Here is a 22,795-nt window from a genome sequence, read left to right on the forward strand (position 1 = left end):
TTTTTTACTACTTTCGTGCGCAGTCTGCGCGTAGCGTAATGGAAATTGAGTAGGGAGGGACACTCATGAAACCACCATTAACTGATCTGCCCATTCGGGTCGCCGATAGCGGCTTTTACAAGGGCTTTGCCAAGATCGTCGCGATTTCGGCAAAATTGCTGGTTGGCGCGCTGATCATCTGGGCCGTGGCCTTCCCAACGCAGGCGGCGGGTGTTCTGTCTGGTATCAACAACATCATTCTGGCGACATTTAACTATTGGTACGTCTATGTGATGGCGTTCTTTGTTTTTGTCTGCCTGCTGCTGGCGATAATGCCCGCCTCGGGGCGGTTGCGGCTGGGGCATCATGATGACCGCCCGGAATTTTCGAACTTCTCATGGTTTTCCATGATGTTCGGTGCGGGCATTGGGATTGGCATGCTGACGTTTGCCACGGCAGAGCCGCTTTATCACTGGGCGTCCAACCCCTCAACGATTCAGGGCCTGACCGAAGGCAGCACCGCTGGCAATGTTCGTCAGGCTTACGTGTGGTCTTTTACCCATTGGGGGCTGGCAGCTTGGGCGGCTTATGCGATTGTGGGGCTGTCGCTGGCCTATTTCGCTTACCGGCGTGATCTGCCGCTGACAATTCGCTCCGCCCTGGCGCCCATTTTCGGACGCTCGTTGTCTGGGCCGCTGGGCCATGTCGTTGACGTGGTCGCTGTGGTGGCCACTGTGCTCGGCGTCGCGCAGACGCTAGGCTTCGGGGTAGAACAATTCATCTCCGGCCTGTCGCGGATCGGTTTTGGCGATTGGCTCTACACGCTGGATGACGCGGGCGAACAAAGCATGTCCACGGTGGCCATTATATTTGCTCTGGTAGTGATCATGGGGGCATCGACTCTCTCCGCGCTCTCAGGCGTAGGCAAAGGCATCAAATGGTTGTCCAACATCAATATGGGGTTGAGCTTCTTTATCCTCGCCTTCTTCCTCGTCTTCGGTTCGACATTCTTTGGCCTTCAGGCACTGGTCCTGGGCATTTGGGATTATCTGCTCTCGGTTCCCGGACAGATCTTCACAGTCTGGAGCGATGACGGAACGGAAACTGGCGCAGCACTTGCCGGATGGCAGGGAGGCTGGACCATTTTCTACTGGGCCTGGTGGATCGCATTCGCACCCTTCGTGGGTGTCTTCCTCGCACGGATCTCCAAGGGCCGGACAGTGCGCGAATATGTGCTGGGCGCGATCATCATTCCCGCCACGATGTGCTTCGTCTGGTTTGCCATTGTCGGCGGCACGGCTATCGATCTTGAGCTGAACGGCGACGCCAATGGCGCAATCGTGGGCGCAGGACAATCAGATCAACTCTTCGCCATGCTGGCCGTTATTCTGTCTGATGGCCTGGCATGGGTCATGTCGGTGATCGTGGTGATCTTGTTGCTGACTTATCTCGTGACATCCGCAGACTCCGCGGTCTTGATCATCAACACCATCAACGCAGCCGGCGATGAAGGGCCCAAAGCCCGTCCGCATATTCTCTTCTGGGGGGCCGCCTTGGCCTTCGTGGTCGGTGGTTTGATCATTGCAGGCGGTCTTGGCGCGATCCAGACGGCCATGGTGATTGGCGCATTGCCCTTCAGCCTCGTGATGGCGCTCATGGGCATTTCGGTGCTCAAGGCGATCTGGCGCGATTCACGGCGCGAGAAAAAAGGCCTGCCCACCACGGCGGCAGAGATCGCGGCGGAATAAATCCCGCTTGAACCTTTGAAACGCCCCGGCCAAGCTGGCTGGGGCGTTTTCATTTGGGAGACATTATGCTCGATCTCGATTTTGTACGCGCGCAGTTTCCGGCGTTTTCACAACCTGAGCTGCTGGGGCAGGCATTCTTCGAAAACGCAGGCGGCTCGTTCACCTGTCAGCCAGTGATTGACCGGCTCACGCGGTTCTACACGTCGCGCAAGGTTCAGCCCTACGGACCCTATGAAGCCGCGCGTTTGGGAGGTGCGGAGATGGATGAAGCCTGCGCGCGATTGTCAGCAATCCTCGGGGTGGAGCGGGATGAGTTATCTTTCGGGCCGTCTACGACCGCAAATACCTATGTGCTCGCTCAGGCCTTCGCCGGGTTCATGGGCGAAGGCGAGGCCATCATCGTGACCAATCAGGATCACGAAGCCAATTCCGGCCCCTGGCGGCGGCTGGCCGAGCGGGGTATCGAAATCAGAGAATGGCAGATTGATCGGGATACGGGCCATCTGGATCCCGCCCGTCTGGCCGATCTTCTCGATGACAAGGTGCGGCTTGTCTGCTTCCCGCATTGTTCCAATGTCGTGGGTGAGATCAATCCTGTCGCGGAGATCACGGCTTTGGCCCATGCCGCCGGCGCGTTCACCTGTGTGGACGGCGTCAGCTATGCCCCGCATGGCCTGCCAAATGTTGCGGATCTGGGTTGCGATATCTATCTCTTCTCCGCCTACAAAACCTATGGACCGCATCAGGGTTTGATGGTCATACGGCGGGCCTTGGGCGAGGCTTTGCCCAACCAGGGGCATTATTTCAACGCAGGCACGCTCTACAAACGCTTCACGCCCGCCGGGCCCGATCACGCGCAAGTGGCGGCCTGCGCTGGGATTGCTGATTATCTTGACGAACTGGCCGCTCATCACGGGTTGCAAGGCGCAGCGCAAACCCATGATCTCATGCGAACTGCTGAGATCGAACGCATGGCACCGGTCTTGTCCTTCCTGTCGGGCCGCAATGACCTTCGCCTGCTGGGCCCGGCGGACGCGACCAAGCGCGCACCCACGCTGGCACTGGAGGTCCCGGACCCGCAAGGCAAGGCCCGCGCTTTGGCAGAGCACGATATTATGTGTGACGGCGGGGATTTTTATGCGGTGCGCGCTTTGCAAGCTTGCGGTGTGGCCCCCGATCCCGGTGTTCTGCGCCTGTCTTTCACGCATTACACGTCGCCCGCCGAAATCGATCAATTGCTGACAGCCTTGGAAGCCGTTTTGTAAACCAAGCGGCTCCATGGCGCCTGTCTCAGCCAACGGGACCCCCGCAAAGCGAAAAAACAGGCCCATGTGATTGATCCAGCATTCTGCGCCCTCCGTATTGTTAACAAAAGACGACCCATAGGGGAAAAGGGGCACGATGAGCGACAGATCTCCAACATTGGTGTGGCTTCGCCGCGACCTGAGATTGACAGACCACCCGGCGCTGTCAGAGGCCTGCGCGGCAGGCGGCTCGGTGATCCCCGTGTTCATCCATGATCACAGCGTGCAAAGCTTGGGCGCTGCTCCCAAGTGGCGCTTGGGTCTTGGGCTTGCCGAGATGCAGGCGCAGCTTGAGGCCGCTGGATCGCAGCTGATTTTACGGCGCGGGGATGCGTTGGAGCAATTGCGCGCGCTTATTGAAGAGACCGGGGCCAAACGGGTCTTCTGGTCGCGGCTGTATGATCCGGATGCGATCAAACGGGATACGGCAGTGAAGTCGGCCCTGAAGGACGCCGGTCTGGAAGCGCGCAGCTTCGGCGGTCATCTGATGTTCGATCCCACCGGCATCCAGACCAAGACCGGCGGATTCTACAAGGTCTACACGCCGTTCTGGAAAAACGTCAAAGACCTGAGCGTTGAAGCACCGCTTCCCGCACCCGGCAGAATTCCCGCACCAGACGATTGGCCCGCGTCAGAGGATCTCGCATCCTGGCAGCTCGGCGCAGCAATGCACAGGGGCGCGGATATTGTCCGACCCCATGTGCGCCTTGGCGAAAGCGCGGCTCAGGACAGGCTTGGCACATTTATCGAGACCCATGTGGCGGGATACGTTGAAAACCGCGATTTGCCTTGGAAAGACGGGACCTCTGGCCTGTCGGAAAACCTCGCTCTAGGCGAGATCAGCCCGCACCAATGCTGGCACGCAGGCATGCGCGCGCGCGAGGAGGGCAAGGCGGGGGCGGAGACCTTTCTCAAAGAGCTCGTCTGGCGCGAGTTTGCCTATCATCTGATGGTTCATACGCCGCGCATCACGGCCGCGAACTGGAAAGAAGACTGGGACGCGTTTCCGTGGAACACCGAAGACACTGACGAAGTCGTGGCTTGGAAACAGGGGCGTACGGGCATCCGCTTTGTCGATGCGGGCATGCGCGAGATGTATGTCACGGGCCGGATGCATAACCGTGCGCGCATGATTGTTGCGTCATATCTGACCAAACATCTGCTCAGCCATTGGAAGATCGGCCTGAAGTGGTTTGAGGATTGCCTGATCGACTGGGACCCGGCCTCCAACGCCATGGGCTGGCAATGGTCCGCAGGCTCAGGCCCGGATGCAACGCCGTATTTCCGCGTCTTCAACCCGGTGACCCAGCTCGACAAGTTCGACAAGGACCGGCGCTACACCCGCCACTGGATCGCGGAAGGCCTGTCAAATCCGTCTCAGGACGCGCGCGCGTATTTTGACGCCATTCCGCGCGCGTGGGGCCTGTCTGCGGATATGGATTACCCCGGTCCGATCGTAAGCGCGGAAGACGGTCGCAAACGCGCGCTCGCCGCATATGAAAACAGAGGCTTCTGATCAGGCCCGGATCGCCAAGTGGCGCAGAACGAACGATTTTTGGAACAGGACACATCATGGACGGATCTCTGCCTAAAGGGCACATCTCAGGCGAAACTACCGCAGGATCGATTAACGAATTGCCCTTTCCCCGGCCTGATGTCCTGACTAAAGTGTCAACCAAACAAGACAGGGAGAGGATGGGGATGGTCCTCACATCATTGGACGGGCAGAAGAACTTGCCGCGTTACTTTGCACAAGTGTTCCAGATGGCGTGCAATATGAACCGTGGACGGCTGGACATGATCCTGCCCGACGGACGTCATTTCCGGGCAGAGGGCAAAAATCCCGGTCCGGTGGCTGAATTGCAGATCAAATCCGATGATCTTTTCGCGCGGCTCATCCGCGAGGGCGATCTTGGCTTCTGTGATGCCTATCTCGATGACGAATGGGATACGCCGGATTTGCAGGCCTTTATGGACCTCGTACATGCCGATAATGACGAGATGTACGACGGCTTTCCCGGCATGGGGCTGGTGCGCAGCTTTGAGAAAATGCGCTTCTGGTTGCAGCGCAATTCCAAAAAACAGGCCCGCAAGAACATCTCCTATCATTATGATCTGGGCAATGATTTCTACGGGCTCTGGCTGGATGACACGATGACCTATTCCTCCGCGCTCTTTGAGACGGGTCAGGAGAGCACAGAGAAAGCCCAGATTGCCAAATACAAAAGCATGGTCGATCAGATGGGCGCACAGCCCGGCGATCACGTGCTTGAGATCGGCTGCGGCTGGGGTGGGTTCGCGGAATATGCCGCGAAGGAGCGGGGCCTCAAGGTCACAGGCCTGACGATCTCGGAAGAGCAGTTTAAATACGCCCAAGATCGCATTGAAAAGGCAGGGCTTTCCGATTTGGTGACATTCAAGTTGCAAGACTATCGGGATGAAACCGGCAGCTATGACGGTATCGCTTCCATCGAGATGTTCGAAGCTGTAGGCGAGAAATACTGGCCGGTCTATTTCAACGCGGTCAAGGAGCGGCTCAAGCCGGGCAAGACGGCGACATTGCAAATCATCACGGTGCAGGATCGGCGCTGGGACGTCTATAAACGCGGGGTCGATTTCATTCAGAAATACATCTTCCCCGGCGGCATGTTGCCCGCCCCCAAGGTCCTGCGCTCGGAGATCGAGAAATCCGGGCTCGACGTGGTGCGTTCCGTGGAATTCGGCAAGAGTTATGATCTGACCCTGCGCCGTTGGCACGAGACCTTCAATGAGCGTTGGGACGAAGTGGCCAAGATGGGCTTTGATGATCGGTTCCGGCGCATGTGGAATTTTTATCTGACCTCTTGCGCCTCCACCTTTCATTTTGGCAATTGTGATGTGACGCAAATCACGATTCAGAAACCGACCTGATGCCCACGGCCGCCAAACTTGTTGCCTCGATCTGTCTCGCCGCACTGGCGTTCATCGTATCGCAGCAGGTCATGGCGGTCATGCCGGACTCGACCGCTTTCGGGAATTTCCTGCCGCTCAATATTGTGCTCGGTGTGCTTGTCGGCTGGCTTTGGTTGGGCCGGCAAGTAGGCGAGGGCGTCTCCTCGGCGATCAGCTATGGATTGACCAGCGCCGCAGTTCTCACAGCGGTGGCGCTTTTCTTGCAATCGGCCAACGAAATGATGCGGCTGGCCATGCGCAATCGCTACGACGGTCCTTTTGAGGCTGTGGCGGCCATCTTTGTCGAAGGCCTGAACTTCGCCCAATATCTCACCTCCGAAATCGTGGTGACCCTCGCCATCGGCGGCGCTGTCTCAGGCATTTTGGCCGATTGGGCCGCGCGCCGCTGGTCATGACACTGCCGCTATTTGTCTTTGGCACGCTGCTGAACGAAGAGTTGCGAGAGGTTGTGGCGGGAGGCCCTGTTGCCGGTAGCGCGGCATATCTTCCTGAGCATGCGGTCTGCACTGCCAAGGATCAGGCGTTTCCGCTGCTTGTTCCCACGCCGGGCGCGCGCGCTGAGGGGCAATTGCTGCAAGGCTTCAGTGGCGAGGCGGCCGAGCGCATCGACTTTTATGAGAGCCTCTTCGAATACACCCTCCGCGAGGTCGTTGTCGTGACACAAGATGGGCTCCGTGAGGCCCAGGTGTATATGCCGCCCGCCGGGAGATGGATCTCGGATGGGCCATGGCATCTGGAGGAATGGGCGCGGACCAACGGGCGGATCAATATCCTCGCGGCCAAGGAAATCATGGAGCGGCGGCATCTGTCGGGTCAGGCCGAGCTCGTGACGCTCTATCCCTTCATCCGGGCGCGCGCGCATTCCCGTCAGATGGCCGAAACAACGACCAAACCAACAACCATCCGGCGCCACATCTCGCCCGGTGATGTTACAATCCTGTCGGAGGCCAGCGGGCACGAGGGCTTTTTCCGGATCAAGCAATTCACGTTGCAGCAAACCAAGTTTGACGGAACACCCGGCCCGATCCTTGAACGCGAGGCGTTTCTGGCCTTCGATGCAGCGCTGGTGCTGCCCTATGATCCAGCCCGCGATCTGGTTCTGTTGATTGAGCAATTGCGGTTTGCGCCGCTGTGGCGGGGTGATCCGCAGCCTTATATGCTTGAGCCCGTCGCGGGGCTGGTGGACGCGGGCGAGGACCCGGCGGATGCGGCACGGCGCGAGGCAGAGGAAGAGGCGGGCGTTGCGCTCAGTGAGCTCCTGCCGCTCATCTCGGGATATCCGGCGCCCGGATATGTGACAGAGTATCACCATTGCTATCTGGGTCTGTGTGACCTTGATCCAGACATGGCGGGCCTGGGCGGTTTGGCCTCGGAGAATGAGGATATTCGCTCTCACATCCTGCCTTTCGATGAGGCGATGGCGCTGGTTGACAGCGGTGAGATCACCGCGACGCCGCTTGCCTTGATGTTGCTCCTGCTGTCACGCAAACGCGATGGCCTGCGCGCATCCACTTGAAGCCAAAGTTCACCCCGCCTACACAGGACGCCACAGCACAAGGAGCGACCCGATGCACTTCGCCCAAGATCTCGCCACGGCCGTTGGAAACACGCCGCTGATCAAATTGCGCAAAGCCAGTGAGCTGACAGGGTGCACCATTCTGGGAAAGGCCGAATTTCTCAATCCCGGCCAATCGGTCAAGGACCGCGCCGCGCTCTCAATCATCAAGGATGCCATTGCCAAGGGGCAACTCGCGCCCGGCGGGACCATCGTTGAAGGCACGGCCGGCAACACCGGCATCGGTCTGGCGCTTGTGGGCGCGTCCATGGGATTCAAAACAGTAATTGTGATCCCCGAGACCCAGAGCCAGGAAAAGAAGGACATGATCCGGCTGGCGGGCGCGGAGCTCGTGCAGGTCCCGGCCGCGCCTTACAAGAACCCCAACAATTACGTTCGCTATTCCGAGCGCTTGGCCCAAGAAATGGCCCGCAACAGCAACGAGGGCGTGATCTGGGCCAACCAGTTTGACAATGTCGCCAACCGTCAGGCCCATATCGACACAACTGGCCCGGAGATCTGGGAGCAGACCGACGGCAACGTCGACGGCTTTGTCTGCGCTGTAGGCTCGGGCGGCACACTTGCCGGGGTCGGCATGGCGTTGCAGCCCAAGGGTGTCAAAGTGGCTCTGGCCGATCCAATGGGCTCGGCGCTTTATGAGCACTACACAAACGGCGCGTTGAAAGCGGAAGGCGGTTCGATCACTGAAGGCATCGGGCAGGGGCGTATCACGGCCAATCTCGAAGGCTTCACTCCAGACATGGCCTATCAGGTCTCCGACGAAGAAGCGCTGCCCATCGTGTTTGACCTTCTGGCAGAGGAAGGCCTGTGCCTTGGCGGCTCGTCCGGCATCAATCTCGCCGGTGCCATACGCATGGCGCAAGAGATGGGGCCGGGCCATACGATCGTGACAATCCTGTGTGACTACGGGACACGCTATCAATCCAAGCTGTTCAATCCTGAATTCCTGCGCTCAAAAGACCTGCCGGTACCCCATTGGCTGGACCGTGCTCCCGCCTCCATTCCCGGTGTATTCGAGCCGGTGTGATGCGGCATCTCGTTTTTGCTCTTCTGTGCGTTCTCGCCTTCGGCCTTGCGCCTCAGGCCATCGCGCAGGTGCAATCGGTTGATGAGGCCCAGGCCGCGGCGCAAGACGGGCCCGAGGAGCTCATTCCGGGCATTGATCTTCAGGCCTGGCAAGCGCTGGCAACCCGGGCCGAGGCCGCCATTGACGCAGGCAGCGCGAGCACACCGCAGCTGGAGAGTTTGCGCGCCGAGATCGCGGAGTTTCGGGCTGCATTTCTCGATGCCCAAAGCCTGAATGCGGCCCGGATTACATCGCTGGCACGCCAGATCGAAGCCATGGGCCCTGTGCCTGAAAGCGGCGAAGAAGCACCCAATATTGCCGCGCGACGCGCAGCGCTTGAAGAAGAGCTCGCCGTTGCGCGCGCGCCTGTCGTGGCAGCAGAAGAGAATTTCAACTGGGCCGATGGCCTGATCGCGGAACTCGACAGCATCATCCGCACGCGCCAGACGGATGCGCTTTTGGAGGTTGGGCCATCGCCGCTCAATCCCGCGCTGTGGGGCCCGGCATATCGTGATCTGACAAGCTCGCTCACGGGGATCGTCCGGGAGGCCACGGACGCGCTGGCCTTGCCATCGCGCCAAAGCGCAATCCTGGGCGCGGCGCCCGTCTGGTTGGGGCTGACGATCCTGGGGCTTGTCTTGTTGATCCGAGGGCGCGCCTGGGCGCGCTCTGCCGGTGTCTGGGTGCTCGAACGCAGCGGGCGCGGCGCGCGGATCTGGAGTTTTCTGGTCTCCGTCGGACAGATCCTGCTGCCGATCACTGGCATTTTTGCACTCGTAGAAGCGGTCCAGATTACGCAGATCCTCGGGTTGCGGGGCAATCTACTGATCGAATACGTGCCGCTATGGGCCTTGACGATCCTTGGCGCGCGCTGGGTCGCGGACCGTGTTTTCTCCGAACATGACGGCGACCGCATGTTGCCGATGGAGCAATTGCACAGGGTCGAAGCGCGGGGCTACGCGAGCCTTCTGGCTGTTTTGTCAGTCTTGCGCGGGGCCATATCGGTTCTGGCCGAGCGGGACGGGTATTCAGACGGGACGCTCGCCGTTCTCGACTTCCCGATCCTGTGTCTGACCGCTCTGTTGCTCTTCCGCTTTGGGCAGTTGCTGAGCAGGAAGGTGATCTTTGAGCGCGAGGCCGATGAGCCTGTTCCCATGCGGGCGCGGTTCATGCAGATCATCGGGCGCGTGGCGGTGATTGTTGCCCTCCTGTCGCCACTGCTGGCTGTTTTCGGATATGGCGCGGCGGCCCGCGCTTTGGTCTATCCCGCGGCCACCACCTTGCTGCTGGCAGGCGCCTTGCTCGTGCTGCAACGATTTTGCGGGGATGTTTACCGTTTCATTACGGGCAAGTCCGCCAATGATGAAGATACGCTTGTTACCGTCCTGATCGCCTTTGCCCTGACCATCGGAGCGCTGCCGCTTTTGGCATTGGTCTGGGGCGCGCGGACCGCTGACATCACCGAGGTGTGGTCTCGATTCCTGCAAGGCGTCAGCCTTGGCGGGACCCGTATTCAACCGACGGACTTTCTGACCTTCGTGGTCGTCTTTGTCGTTTTGTATTCCGCGACCAAGCTATTGCAGGCCTCGCTTCGCAATACCGTCTTGCCGAAAACCCAGCTGGATCAGGGCGCCCGCACAGCCGTGATTTCGGGTGTGGGCTATATCGGGATTTTTTTGGCGGCCCTGATTTCCATCTCGGTGGCTGGCATTGACCTGTCCGCCCTGGCAATCGTTGCGGGCGCCTTGTCGGTGGGGATTGGCTTTGGCCTTCAGAACATCGTCAACAATTTCGTCTCTGGCATCATCCTCCTGATCGAACGGCCCATTGCGGAGGGCGATTGGATCGAGGTTGGCGGTCAGATGGGGTACGTGCGCGATATTTCGGTCCGCTCCACCCGTATCGAGACGTTTGATCGCACGGATGTCATCGTTCCCAACGGGGATCTGATCGCAGGCACGGTCACCAATTTCACCCGTGGCAATTCCATCGGACGTCTGATCGTGCCGGTGGGGGTGGCCTATGGGACGGATACCCGAAAGGTCGAGAGCGTTCTGCTCTCCATTGCCCGGCAGCATGACATGGTCCTGATGAACCCCGAGCCATCGGTCGTCTTTCAGGGATTTGGCGCGGATTCCATGGATTTCGAAATCCGCGCCATTCTGCGCGATGTGAACTACATGCTCTCTGTCAAATCCGAGATGAACCATGAAATCGCCATGCGGTTTGCGGAGGAGGGGATTGAAATACCCTTCGCACAGCGCGATGTCTGGCTGCGCAACCCCGAAGCACTGGCGCCCAATGCGCTGGCCCCCAACGCACAGGACAACCCAGACCTGGCCTCCACAGATTCGGCCCCCAACGCGGAGACACAATCATGACCGAGATGCTGTTTCGCACCGATCCCTACCAGCGCAGCGCCCGTGGCAAGGTCACGGGCCACACCGACGAGGGCGGGATTGTCGTGGACCAGACAATCTTTTACCCCACCGGCGGCGGTCAACCCGGCGACAGTGGCCTGATCGCATGGGATGGGCACGAGATGCCCATTGCCACAGCTGTGAAAGGTGACGGAGACGATATCGTGCTTGTGCCCGCCGAGCCCATGGCTTTGCCGCCCATCGGCGCTTTCATCGAGCAGCATCTCGATTGGGAGCGACGCCACAAGCACATGCGCGTTCACACTGCTCTTCACCTTCTGTCCGTCGTGATCCCGCTTCCTGTAACGGGCGGGCAGGTGTCTGCGGGCCGGGGGCGGCTCGACTTTGCCATGCCTGAAGCGCCCAGTGATCGAGACGGGCTGGAAGCTGCCCTGCAACGATTGGTCGAGCAGGATCTGGAGGTCTCGGAGACCTGGGTCAGCGACGAGGTCCTGCAAGCCACACCTGAGCTTGTCAAAACCATGTCCGTCAAACCGCCTCATGGGGCCGGACAGGTGCGGCTGGTGCGGATTGGCCGGGGTGGAGATCAGGTCGATCTGCAACCCTGCGGCGGCACACATGTGGCGCGCACAGGGGAAATCGGCTCGCTCAAACTGGGCAAGATCGAAAACAAGGGCCGCCAGAATCGCAGGGTGAACCTTCTGTTGGAAAACTAGCAGATCCCACCTGACAGCGGCGGCCAGCTCAGCAAGGCCCTCGGTATAAAGCCGCAGATCAAGGTCATCTCAGCGCGTGTCCTATGACCGGCGCACTGCCCGAGCGCCCCGTCATGAATTGCGCCATTTAGACGACGAAAAGCTCTTGCATCCCCCCCCTCGCTTTCTGTAGACCCGGCGGCGGACAGGTGGCCGAGTGGTCGAAGGCGCGCGCCTGGAAAGTGCGTAGGCGGGAGACCGTCTCGAGGGTTCGAATCCCTTCCTGTCCGCCACTTCCCTCCAAAAATCTGCAAAACCGCGCAGGGCGCAGTGACCCAAGCTTTGTCCTTTGGCCGAGGTGGACGTGTCTTTTCTTCCACTTCCCCTACCTTGGTGGCACATTCCGCTCAGATCACGTGAGGAGTTCCGCCATGTATCTCGCCATGAACCGCTTTACGGTCAAATCCGAAAACGCCGCGGCGTTTGAGGATCTTTGGCTCAACCGGGAAAGCCACTTGCACCAGCTTGAGGGGTTTGTGGAGTTCCACATGCTCAAGAGTGCCGCGCGCGAGGATGGGACGTTTTTATACGCCTCACATACGGTTTGGGCCAGCGAAGCGCATTTTCTGGCCTGGACACGGTCCGAGCAGTTCCGCGCTGCACATGCAGGTGCGCGCACAACGTCCAAACTGCATGAAGGCACGCCTAGTTTCGAGGGGTTCACCGCGATCCAGCATATTGCCGGCCCATCAAATAACGCAGAGTGAACCATCCCATGCAGGCTTGCGGTGCATGCGACGCGCTTCGTGACTTTTCCGATAGGTGTCGCCACACCAGCCTTGCGAAAGGCCTCGATTGAAACGCAGGCCAATGCAGTTGGGTTAGCAAATCCATGCGAGGGCCATCGCAGCGCATTCGGAATTGTCGAATTGCGTTGGCCGGAACAGACATCTATCTGCATGCCTGACAAACATCACAAAGAACACGAGAGGACCTTTGCCATGGCCAAGCCCCGCGCCACCCTGATCCGGCCCGAGCCTTTGCCGGAGAGCATTTCGCGTCCTGTGGTGACACCTTTGTCGCCCTCTGTGGTCTATGCCTCTGAGACGCCGGACGCGCTTGACGCGCAATATGAAGGCCGCACGCAGGGCTATACCTATGCGCGCGAGGGCCATCCCAACGCGGACGTTCTGGCCCGGCGCATCGCGACGCTGGAGGGTGTGGAGGCCGGTCTCGTGCTGGGGTCCGGCATGGCCGCGGTGACGGCTGTTCTGATGGGGCTCTGCGGGTCGGGGGATCACGTCCTTGGCGGTGATCAGCTCTACGGTCGCTCGCTGCGGCTCATGGCAGAAGACCTGCCGCGACTTGGCATTGAGACGACGCTTGCGGATCCTACGGATATTGCCGCGATGGAGGCTGCGCTCCGGCCCGAGACAAAACTCATCCTCGTTGAGGTGGTCTCCAACCCGACGCTACGCGTGGCCGATATTCAGGCGCTCGGGCAATTGGCCAAGGCGCGCGGCATTTTGCTGGTGGTCGACAACACATTCACGACGCCGCGCGCCGTCAAGCCCGTCGATCTTGGGGCGGATATCGTGCTGCATTCGGTCACAAAGCTGATGGCGGGTCATTCAGACGTCACTTTGGGCTGGGTCGGGGCAAATGAGGCAAGTCTCATGGAGCGCATGACCACCTTTGCCGTCACGACCGGGCTCACACCCAGCCCCTTTGATTGCTGGCTGGCCGAGCGCGGATTGATGACCTTTGATCTGCGCTTTGATCGGGCCCAGGCCACAGCCGCAGCACTTGCGGATGCGCTGGCGGACATGCCCGGCGTCATCCGGTCGGTCTATCCCATGCGTGCGGATCACCCCGATCACAATCGCGCGGTGGCGTTGCTGGACGGGCAGGGGTGCAACATGGTCACCTTTGAAGTTTCGGGCGGCCGCCCTGCGGCAAATGCGCTGGCTGCGGAGGCTTCGGGCATCGCCTTTGCGCCGACATTGGGGGATGTGGGCTCCACATTGTCGCATCCCGCGTCCTCGTCGCATCGCGCCCTGACACCGGAGGCGCGCTCCGCCATTGGCATCTCGGAGGGCACGTTCCGCGTCTCGGTCGGGCTCGAAGAGCCCAAAGCCCTAATTGCGGAGTTCGAACGCGCCGTTCGGGCCTCTCAGGCCGTGTAATGGAGCCCGGCCGCCTCATCCACGCCCTGCCAACACCAGTCATCTGGATCGGGCGAGATGACAGGGTGGCGGCTATCAATCCCGCAGGGGCTGCCGTATTTGGCGAAGGCCTCACGGGGCGTCACTACATCACAGCCCTGCGCCAGCCATCCCTGCTATCGGCCATTGAGCGGGCAAAATCCACGCGGACAACCCAGACCGCACGGTATCTGACGTCCGATGAAACGGGCCATGACGTGACCTATCAGGCCAGTGTCGCGGTACTGGACGAGGGGGTTCTGGCAAGCTTTGAGGACGTGACCCATCTGGACAGTGCGAGCCAGATGCGGCGCGATTTCGTGGCCAACGTCAGCCATGAGCTGCGCACGCCCCTGACCGCACTGCTGGGCTTCATTGAAACGATGCTGCGCGGTCCGGCCAAAGACGATCCCGTGGCGCGGGAGAGGTTTCTGTCGATCATGGAAGCGGAAGCCGGTCGGATGAACCGGCTTGTCGGTGATCTGATGTCGCTCAATCGTGTGGAAGCGGAAGAACGGCAGCGGCCAATAGATCCGGTGGCACTCGGCGATCTTCTGCGCTCGGTCTTGCATGGTTTGACGCCGCTCGCAGCGGAAGCGGGCGTGGTCTTGGAGGCCCAGATCCCTGACGCGGCGCTGTCTGTGCCCGGCGATGCAGATCAGCTGCGCCAGGTTGCGACCAATCTGGTGGAGAACGCCATCAAATACGGCCGCGAGGGTGAGCGCTGCGTGGTGGCCTTGCTAGGCCCCGCCTTTCATCCGCGTTTGCGTTGCGAGGCCATGGAAATCGTCGTGCGCGACTATGGCCCGGGGATAGACGCCGCACATGTTCCGCGCCTGACCGAACGGTTTTACCGGGTGGATACCCATAGATCCCGCGAACAAGGCGGGACCGGTCTTGGGCTTGCGATTGTAAAACATATCGTGACCCGGCACCGGGGGCGTTTGCAGATTGATTCTGAACTTGGGCAGGGATCCCGGTTTTCGGTCATTTTGCCTGTAGATGCCTGAGGCCCAGCATTTTCCGGATGCGTGGGAGGGGCAACGCAAAGCAAATACAATTCTTTATTTATCAGATACTTGAAGGAAGCTACCGTAGTGCGCCCCCACTTCTCTCAGGTTGTCATAAAGCTGTTACACAAGTGTCACAAAAGCATTGCGCGTGGGGCCTAGCAAGGCCGTACGAAGGCGCGTCTGCGCGGCGCGTCAGTCAAGATAACAGGAGCTCTCTCCATGACACTCGTAAAACTCTCCGCATCATCCCTCGCCGTTGCCGCACTATGCGCCACAAGCGCTGCTGCGCGGGATCAGGTCCAGATTGCCGGGTCATCGACCGTGTTGCCTTATGCCTCCATCGTGGCGGAAGCCTTCGGCGAGAATTTCGATTTCCCGACGCCAGTTGTGGAATCGGGCGGATCCTCGGCCGGTCTGAAGCGGTTTTGCGAGGGCGTGGGCGAGAACACGATCGATATTGCCAACGCCTCGCGCCAGATCAAAGAGACAGAGCTTGCGGCATGCGCCGAAAACGGCGTGACCGACATCATCGAAGTGCGCGTGGGCTACGACGGTATCGTCTTTGCATCCCAGCAGGACGGGCCTGCGTTCGCGGCCTTTGAACCCGCAGACATCTTCAACGCGCTGGCTGCAAAGGTGCTGAAAGACGGCGCATTGGTCGACAATTCCTATACGCAATGGTCCGAATTCAACGCGGAGCTCCCAGCCGCGGACATCGTGGCCTTCATCCCCGGGACGAAACACGGCACGCGCGAAGTCTTTGAGGAAAAAGTGCTCCTGCAGGGCTGTGAAGACGCCGGCGCGCTGAGCGCGATGCTGGATGCGGGAATGTCCGAGGACGACGCGGAACGCGCCTGCATGAGCGTGCGCGTGGACGGCAAATCCGTGGATATTGATGGCGATTACACCGAAACACTGGCCTCGATTGCATCCAACCCCAATGGTATCGGTGTCTTTGGTCTGGCGTTTTATGAAAACAACACAGACCAGCTGAAAGTGGCCACGATGTCGGGCGTTGTCCCGACAACCGAGTCCATCGCTGAAGGGGCCTATCCTGTCTCGCGCCCGCTCTATTTCTACGTCAAGAAAGCGCATATCGGCGTGATCCCGGGCCTCAAGGAATTCGCGGAGTTCTTCGTCATTGACGACATAGCTGGCCCGGATGGTCCTTTGGCGGAATATGGCCTCGTGGCCGATCCTGAGCTGGAGGCCACACAAGCCATTGTCGCGGACGAACAAACCATCAGCGGCAGCATGTAAAACCATGTGATGTTGGCGCTCCGCACATTGCGGGGCGCCGCTTGCACTCTCTCAAAGGGAAGCGGGGAAAGACATGCCTCTTATCTGGCTGGTCATCTCGATCATCGTGATCTGTGCTGCGGGCTATGCTCTGGGCCGCAAGCGGGCCTTGGCAAGCGCCGGAGGTGACGCGCGCAACTTGCATTCACGCCCCAATTACTACGGGGCTTACGTTGCTTTGTGCGCGGGCGTGCCCGCTATCGCGACCCTTGGACTCTGGCTTTTCGTGCAGCCCATGATGATTGAGCGCTCTGTCGCGTCGCTTATCCCCAATAGTGCTGTGCCGGAAGGATCGTCGATTGCGCTTGTGATGTCTGATGTAAGGCGGACGGCCGACGGGTTCGAAGCGCTTTTCGATCAGGATCGCTTGAGCCGCGAGGCCGCGATGCAAATGCAAAGCGCAGGTGCGGATCTGCGCGATCAGTTCGGCGAGGTGGGCGTGGCCTTGGCCTCGGAGATCGATGAGACAGTCCTGAGCGCGGGCCAGCGGTACTGGAGTTTGAGCGCGCGTTGGCACACCATCATGGGCTACGCGGTCCTCGCAGTAGCGTTGCTCGGCTTTGGCGCAAGCTATGCGCGGGCGCACAAGGACTTCCGGGCACGCAACAGCGTAGAGACCGGCATTCTCGCACTGCTTCTGGCCGCCGCTTGCCTCGCAATCCTGACGACCTTGGGGATTGTCCTCTCGATGCTCTTTGAGACACGCAATTTCTTTGGCTTGCATTCCTGGAGTGATTTCTTTTTTGGCGGCACCTGGGCACCTAATTTCCGGGGCGATTCAGAGCTCTCCATTTTGCCTCTCCTGTGGGGGACGCTCTATATTTCTTTCATTGCGCTGCTGGTGGCTGTGCCCATTGGGCTTTTTGCCGCGATCTATCTGTCGGAATATGCCAGCCCACGCACGCGGGCCTTCGCCAAACCCTTCCTCGAAATTCTCGCTGGCATCCCGACCATTGTGTACGGGCTCTTCGCGCTGCTGGTTGTGGGCCCCTTCCTGTTCGATATCTTCGGCAAAGGCGGGTTTGCAGGTGTGGAATGGATGGCTGGTGTCCGAGCCGTGATCACGGCGGGCGTGGTGATGGGCATCATGCTCATTCCGTTTGTCTCTTCGCTGTCGGACGACATTATCAACGCCGTCCCGCAAGCGATGCGCGATGGATCGCTGGGCCTTGGGGCAACGAAATCCGAAACGATCCGGCAGGTTGTTTTGCCAGCGGCACTGCCCGGCATCATGGGCGCGGTTTTGCTGGCCACATCCCGCGCCATCGGTGAGACCATGATTGTCGTTCTGGGGGCCGGGGCCATTGCCAAATTCTCCGGCAATCCGTTTGAGGCCATGACCACGATCACGACACGGATCGTCAGCCAGCTCACGGGCGACGGGGATTTCTCTTCGCCCGAAACGCTGGTGGCCTTTGCGCTGGGGCTCACGCTTTTTGTCCTGACCCTCGGGCTCAACGTCCTCGCGCTCTACATCGTGCGCAAATATCGGGAGCAATACGAATGAGTGATCTCACGAATGCCGGGGCCGGGGATGACGCGCGCCCCGCGCTCAAGAGCTCCATCATCGCGCCTGATGCCCGAACCAAGAAGCGCAATGCCGCCGAGGCGCGCTTTCAGGCTTATGGCGTCGCCGCGATCTCGGCCGGTCTGATCATGCTCGCCTTCCTCGTCTGGACGATTGTGAGCAATGGTGCGTCTGCCTTCCAGCAAACCTTTGTGACGCTCAATGTCGAGTTGCTGGAAGACAAGCTCGACAAGAATGGCAATCGCGATCTCGACGATATCAGGAAGGTCACGACCTTTGGCTATGCGCCGTTCTTGCGGACCGCGATGGAGAATGCTGTCGCGGAGGCGGGTATCGCCACGGAGATGAAGGCCAAGGACATGGCCAAGCTCCTCTCCAAATCCGCCGCCGCACAGCTGCGCGATCACGTGATTGCCAACCCGTCCGTCATTGGACAGACCATCACTTTCGAGTTTCTGGCCCAATCCCGTGTGGATGGCTATCTGAAGGACCGTGTGTTCCGGGAAAACATTGCCGAGGACAAGAATATCAGCGTCGCGCAGCTTGATCTGGTTGATGCGCTTGTCACGGCAGGCGTCATCGAGAAACGGTTCAATCCAGCGTTCATTCTGGGGGCGGATGCCTCTGATGCCCGGCCCGAAGCCGCTGGGATTGGTGTGGCCATGGTGGGCTCGTTCTTCATGATGCTCGTCGTGCTGGTCCTGGCGCTTCCCATTGGTGTTGCGGCGTCGATCTATCTAGAGGAATTCGCGCCCAAGAACTGGATCACGGACATCATCGAGGTCAATATCTCGAACCTCGCAGCCGTGCCCTCGATTGTCTTTGGTATCCTTGGCCTTGCTGTGTTCATCAACTACATGCACCTGCCGCAATCCGCGCCTTTGGTGGGCGGGCTGGTCCTGACGCTCATGACTTTGCCCACGATTATCATCTCAACGCGCGCGTCCCTGAAGGCCGTGCCACCTTCGATTAGGGAAGCCGCGCTTGGGGTGGGGGCCTCCAAGATGCAGACGGTGTTTCATCATGTTCTGCCGCTGGCCGCGCCGGGCATTCTGACGGGCACGATCATCGGGCTGGCGCAAGCCTTGGGCGAGACGGCGCCGCTTTTGCTCATTGGCATGATCGGCTTTATTGCCTCCAACATGCCTGACAGCGTGGCCAGCGGGCTTCTCGATCCCAATTCCGCCATGCCTGCGCAGATCTACGAATGGGCCAAGCGGGCTGATCCCGCCTTCTATGAACGCGCCTGGGGCGGGATCATCATCCTGCTGATCTTTCTTGTGACAATGAATACGCTGGCGGTCATCCTGCGCCGCCGCTTCGAGCGACGCTGGTAGGGAGATACGAGCGATGTATGATGCCGTTCAGACTACGGAGAGCAACGTGAGCACAGATACCGTCAAAATCGCGGCAGAGGGCGTGCAGGTCTATTATGCCGACAATCACGCCATCAAGGATGTGAATGTCGAGATACAGGACAAAACCGTGACCGCCTTCATTGGTCCGTCGGGCTGTGGCAAATCCACCTTTCTGCGCTGTCTCAACCGGATGAATGATACGATCGATATCTGCCGCGTTGAGGGGGATATCCGCATTGATGGCGAGGATATCTATGACCGCCGCGTGGATCCTGTGCAGCTGCGCGCCAAGGTGGGGATGGTGTTTCAAAAGCCCAATCCTTTCCCCAAGTCGATCTATGACAATATCGCCTATGGCCCGCGCATCCACGGGCTTGCGCGCTCCAAGGCAGACCTTGATGAGATCGTTGAAAAATCCCTGCGCCGCGGCGCAATCTGGGACGAGGTCAAGGACCGGCTGCATGCCCCCGGCACCGGCCTGTCGGGCGGCCAACAGCAGCGTTTGTGCATTGCGCGTGCGGTGGCCACTGAGCCGGAGGTTCTTTTGATGGACGAGCCGTGCTCCGCGCTCGATCCTATTGCCACAGCACAGGTGGAGGAGCTGATTGACGAGTTGCGCCAGAACTACGCGGTCGTCATCGTGACCCACTCGATGCAACAGGCCGCCCGCGTCAGCCAGAAGACCGCGTTTTTCCACCTCGGCAATCTTGTCGAATATGATGACACGCCCAAGATTTTCACCAAACCCGAAGATCCGCGCACCGAGAGCTACATCACGGGCCGGATCGGGTAGGGGAGATGGACATGCAGCAACATATTTCCTCCGCATATGACCGCGACCTTGAAGGCATCCAGGCACAGATCATGAAAATGGGTGGTCTCGTCGAAGAAGCCATCCTCGATGCGGCCCATTCGCTTGAGACCCGCGATGAAGCGCTGGCCGAGAAGGTCCGCCATGGAGACAAGGCCATTGATGCTCTGGATGATCTGGTCAATGCAGAAGCGGCACAGGTCATTGCCTTGCGGGCCCCAACGGCGATTGATCTGAGGGTCATCCTGTCGGTCATGAAAATGTCCTCCAACCTCGAGCGCATCGGGGATCTTGCGAAGAACATGGCCAAGCGGAATTCCGTTTTGATGACCATGAGCCCGATCAACGGGACCACGGCCACGTTGCGCCGCATGGCCAAGGAAGTCGAGCGCATGCTCAAGGACGCGCTGGACAGCTACATCCAGCGCGACGCAACGCTGGCGCGCGCCGTAATCCAGCACGACCGCGACGTGGATCAGATGTACAACGCGATTTTCCGCGAATTCCTGACCTTCATGATGGAAGATCCGCGCAACATTACAGCCTGTATGCACCTGCATTTCATCGCCAAAAACATCGAGCGGATGGGCGATCATGTCACGGCCATTGCCGAACAGGTCGTATTCCTCGTGGAAGGCGAAATGCCGGAAGACGAGCGGCCCAAGGGAGACAAGACATCGCTGGATGCCGATCTCTCGGCGCAGCTGGGGCAGTAGACCATGTCCGGGTCGCAGCCGCGTGTGCTTGTGGTGGAAGACGAAGCGGCGCAACGCGAGGTGCTGAGCTACAATCTGGAAGCAGAGGGTTTTGCGGTCAGCCGGGCGGAGAACGGCGAAGAAGCCCTGCTGCTTGTAGAGGAAGACGCCCCGGATGTGATCTTGCTTGACTGGATGTTGCCCAATGTATCGGGCATCGAGGTCTGCCGCAGGCTCAAGATGCGCCCGGCCACGCGACATGTTCCCGTGATCATGATTTCGGCGCGCTCCGAGGAAGTCGACCGCGTTCGCGGACTTGAGACGGGGGCTGATGACTATGTCATCAAACCCTATTCCGTGATCGAGTTGATGGCCCGGGTCCGGGCCCAATTGCGCAGAACGCGCCCTTCTTCCGTTGGGGTTGTGCTGGAATATGACAGTCTTGTTCTGGACAGCGAGACACACAAGGTGACCCGCGCAGGCCGGGCCATCAAACTGGGGCCCACCGAGTTTCGCCTGCTGACGACCTTCATGGAAAAGCCGGGCCGTGTCTGGTCACGCGATCAACTGCTCGATCGGGTCTGGGGGCGCGACATCTACGTCGATACCCGCACGGTTGATGTGCATGTGGGGCGCTTGCGCAAGGCGCTGTGCCAATTCGGCGATGACGATCTTGTAAGAACCGTGCGCGGCGCAGGCTACGCACTGGGCTGACGTAATCTTATTGCGTGCTGCGCACACACGATCAGCGCCTTTGGCGCAGCAAGGCGGCCAGCCCCTAAGCTCCTGCGGAGAATTCCCTCGGGATATTTTTGGCAAGAGGAAGGGAGTGGCTTGGTCTTCTGACAGGCGCGGTTTAAGATGTGAAATGCAAAAGATGGGAGATGTGTTGTGTCTGCACTCGATGTATCCGCTTTGAAGGCCAAAGATGCTCCGGACCTGGGAGCTTTTGATTGGGAAGACCCGTTTCGGCTGCAGGATCAATTGAGCGAAGAAGAGCGCCTGGTGGCTGAAAGTGCGCGCAGCTATGCGGCAGAGAAGTTGGCCCCCCGCGCCGTTCAGGCGTTTGCCGAAGAAACGTCGGACCCGGAGATTTTCCGTGAAATGGGCGAGATGGGCCTGTTGGGCATCACAGTTCCTGAACAATATGGCGGGCTGGGCTCGTCGTACGTGGCCTATGGTCTCGTCGCCCGTGAGATTGAGCGGGTTGATTCCGGCTACCGCTCCATGATGTCGGTGCAATCGAGCCTCGTGATGTATCCCATCTATGCCTATGGCAGCGAGGAACAACGGCAGAAGTATTTGCCCGGTCTGGCCGAGGGCCGTCTGATTGGTTGTTTTGGGCTGACGGAACCCGACGCGGGCTCGGACCCGGCTGGCATGAAAACACGCGCGGAGAAAACCGCCACCGGCTACAAGCTGACTGGCGCGAAGATGTGGATCTCCAACGCGCCGATCGCGGATGTTTTTGTCGTCTGGGCCAAATCAGAGGCCCATGGCGGCAAGATCCGGGGCTTTGTTCTGGAGAAGGGCATGGCAGGCCTGTCCGCGCCCAAGATCGAGGGCAAGATGTCTTTGCGCGCGTCAGTGACCGGCGAAATCGTTATGGATGGCGTCGAGGTCGGAGAAGACGCGCTTTTGCCGGGCGTGGAAGGTCTTAAAGGGCCGTTCGGGTGTTTGAACCGCGCGCGCTACGGCATTTCTTGGGGCGTTATGGGCGCAGCAGAGTTTTGCTGGCACGCAGCGCGCCAATACGGTCTCGACAGGCATCAGTTCAACAAGCCCCTTGCGCAGACCCAACTCTTCCAGCGCAAGCTTGCGGATATGCAGACGGAAATCGCTCTGGGGCTGCAAGCGTCCTTGCGCGTCGGGCGGTTGATGGATGAGGCGAAGGGCGCGCCGGAAACGATTTCCATCATCAAGCGCAACAATTGCGGCAAAGCGCTCGATATCGCCCGCATGGCACGCGATATGCATGGCGGGAACGGCATCAGCGGTGAGTTTCAGGTGATCCGTCATATGATGAATCTTGAAACCGTGAACACCTATGAGGGCACACATGATGTGCACGCGCTCATTCTTGGCCGTGCGCAAACGGGTTTGCAGGCCTTCTTTTAGATGAAGAACTTCCTCTAAGGTCATGAGTTTTATGCGTTTTGCGTCTTGTGCAGGCTGTGCTGTCTTGG

19 protein-coding genes and 1 tRNA gene are annotated in these 22,795 nt (G+C 59.7%); all 20 read left to right on the forward strand.

Translation table 11 applies throughout. The features are described 5' to 3' along the window. Window positions 1-65 precede the first annotated feature (65 nt). A complete protein-coding gene (locus ACP15S_RS07680) occupies window positions 66-1,727 on the forward strand; it encodes a BCCT family transporter (RefSeq protein WP_425038982.1) in 1,662 nt (553 codons plus the stop codon). A gap of 65 nt (window positions 1,728-1,792) precedes the next feature. Further along, complete coding sequence (locus tag ACP15S_RS07685) at window positions 1,793-2,992, forward strand: aminotransferase class V-fold PLP-dependent enzyme (RefSeq protein ID WP_425038983.1); 1,200 nt, start codon at window positions 1,793-1,795, stop codon at window positions 2,990-2,992. 136 nt (window positions 2,993-3,128) lie between these two features. After that, window positions 3,129-4,547, forward strand: a complete 1,419-nt coding sequence (locus ACP15S_RS07690) for a cryptochrome/photolyase family protein (RefSeq protein ID WP_425038984.1) — start codon at window positions 3,129-3,131, stop codon at window positions 4,545-4,547. Between the two features lie 185 nt (window positions 4,548-4,732). Continuing rightward, the gene (locus ACP15S_RS07695) at window positions 4,733-5,941 is read left to right on the forward strand and encodes a class I SAM-dependent methyltransferase (RefSeq protein ID WP_425038985.1); all 1,209 of its coding nucleotides are present in this window, start codon (window positions 4,733-4,735) and stop codon (window positions 5,939-5,941) included. Beyond that, window positions 5,941-6,378, forward strand: coding sequence for a TrgA family protein (locus ACP15S_RS07700; protein ID WP_425038986.1), 438 nt, complete (start codon window positions 5,941-5,943; stop codon window positions 6,376-6,378). Before ACP15S_RS07695 ends, ACP15S_RS07700 begins: the two co-directional genes overlap by 1 nt. Beyond that, window positions 6,375-7,499, forward strand: a complete 1,125-nt coding sequence (locus ACP15S_RS07705; RefSeq protein ID WP_425038987.1) for an NUDIX domain-containing protein — start codon at window positions 6,375-6,377, stop codon at window positions 7,497-7,499. Before ACP15S_RS07700 ends, ACP15S_RS07705 begins: the two co-directional genes overlap by 4 nt. Before the next feature lie 52 nt (window positions 7,500-7,551). Beyond that, window positions 7,552-8,586, forward strand: coding sequence for a cysteine synthase A (locus ACP15S_RS07710; RefSeq protein WP_425038988.1), 1,035 nt, complete (start codon window positions 7,552-7,554; stop codon window positions 8,584-8,586). Beyond that, the gene (locus tag ACP15S_RS07715; protein ID WP_425038989.1) at window positions 8,586-11,006 is read left to right on the forward strand and encodes a DUF3772 domain-containing protein; all 2,421 of its coding nucleotides are present in this window, start codon (window positions 8,586-8,588) and stop codon (window positions 11,004-11,006) included. Before ACP15S_RS07710 ends, ACP15S_RS07715 begins: the two co-directional genes overlap by 1 nt. After that, window positions 11,003-11,722, forward strand: a complete 720-nt coding sequence (locus tag ACP15S_RS07720) for an alanyl-tRNA editing protein (RefSeq protein ID WP_425038990.1) — start codon at window positions 11,003-11,005, stop codon at window positions 11,720-11,722. The genes ACP15S_RS07715 and ACP15S_RS07720 overlap by 4 nt, the downstream gene beginning before the upstream one ends. Window positions 11,723-11,904: 182 nt before the next feature. Beyond that, window positions 11,905-11,994: transfer RNA gene (locus tag ACP15S_RS07725), tRNA-Ser, on the forward strand. A gap of 138 nt (window positions 11,995-12,132) precedes the next feature. Beyond that, a complete protein-coding gene (locus tag ACP15S_RS07730; RefSeq protein ID WP_425038991.1) occupies window positions 12,133-12,468 on the forward strand; it encodes an antibiotic biosynthesis monooxygenase family protein in 336 nt (111 codons plus the stop codon). Between the two features lie 234 nt (window positions 12,469-12,702). Then, window positions 12,703-13,887: a trans-sulfuration enzyme family protein gene (locus tag ACP15S_RS07735; protein WP_425038992.1), complete on the forward strand. Its 1,185-nt coding sequence runs from the start codon at window positions 12,703-12,705 to the stop codon at window positions 13,885-13,887. Further along, the gene (locus ACP15S_RS07740; RefSeq protein WP_425038993.1) at window positions 13,887-14,915 is read left to right on the forward strand and encodes an ATP-binding protein; all 1,029 of its coding nucleotides are present in this window, start codon (window positions 13,887-13,889) and stop codon (window positions 14,913-14,915) included. Before ACP15S_RS07735 ends, ACP15S_RS07740 begins: the two co-directional genes overlap by 1 nt. 222 nt (window positions 14,916-15,137) lie before the next feature. Beyond that, on the forward strand, window positions 15,138-16,178 hold the full coding sequence (locus ACP15S_RS07745) for a substrate-binding domain-containing protein (RefSeq protein WP_425038994.1): 1,041 nt from the start codon (window positions 15,138-15,140) through the stop codon (window positions 16,176-16,178). 73 nt (window positions 16,179-16,251) lie between these two features. After that, on the forward strand, window positions 16,252-17,724 hold the full coding sequence (gene pstC / locus ACP15S_RS07750; RefSeq protein ID WP_425038995.1) for a phosphate ABC transporter permease subunit PstC: 1,473 nt from the start codon (window positions 16,252-16,254) through the stop codon (window positions 17,722-17,724). Continuing rightward, a complete protein-coding gene (gene pstA / locus ACP15S_RS07755; protein WP_425038996.1) occupies window positions 17,721-19,082 on the forward strand; it encodes a phosphate ABC transporter permease PstA in 1,362 nt (453 codons plus the stop codon). The genes pstC and pstA overlap by 4 nt, the downstream gene beginning before the upstream one ends. A gap of 13 nt (window positions 19,083-19,095) precedes the next feature. Next, the gene (gene pstB, locus ACP15S_RS07760; RefSeq protein ID WP_425038997.1) at window positions 19,096-19,896 is read left to right on the forward strand and encodes a phosphate ABC transporter ATP-binding protein PstB; all 801 of its coding nucleotides are present in this window, start codon (window positions 19,096-19,098) and stop codon (window positions 19,894-19,896) included. A 5-nt stretch (window positions 19,897-19,901) separates the two neighbouring features. After that, complete coding sequence (phoU, locus tag ACP15S_RS07765; RefSeq protein WP_425038998.1) at window positions 19,902-20,630, forward strand: phosphate signaling complex protein PhoU; 729 nt, start codon at window positions 19,902-19,904, stop codon at window positions 20,628-20,630. 3 nt (window positions 20,631-20,633) lie between these two features. Beyond that, window positions 20,634-21,323 carry a phosphate regulon transcriptional regulator PhoB gene (phoB, locus tag ACP15S_RS07770; RefSeq protein WP_425038999.1) on the forward strand — a complete coding sequence of 230 codons (690 nt, stop codon included), beginning with the start codon at window positions 20,634-20,636 and terminating at the stop codon, window positions 21,321-21,323. 177 nt (window positions 21,324-21,500) lie between these two features. After that, the gene (locus ACP15S_RS07775; protein ID WP_425039000.1) at window positions 21,501-22,727 is read left to right on the forward strand and encodes an acyl-CoA dehydrogenase; all 1,227 of its coding nucleotides are present in this window, start codon (window positions 21,501-21,503) and stop codon (window positions 22,725-22,727) included. Window positions 22,728-22,795: the final 68 nt, after the last annotated feature.

It is taken from the genome of Primorskyibacter sp. S187A (assembly GCF_049800955.1).
GTDB lineage: Bacteria > Pseudomonadota > Alphaproteobacteria > Rhodobacterales > Rhodobacteraceae > JAKVBH01.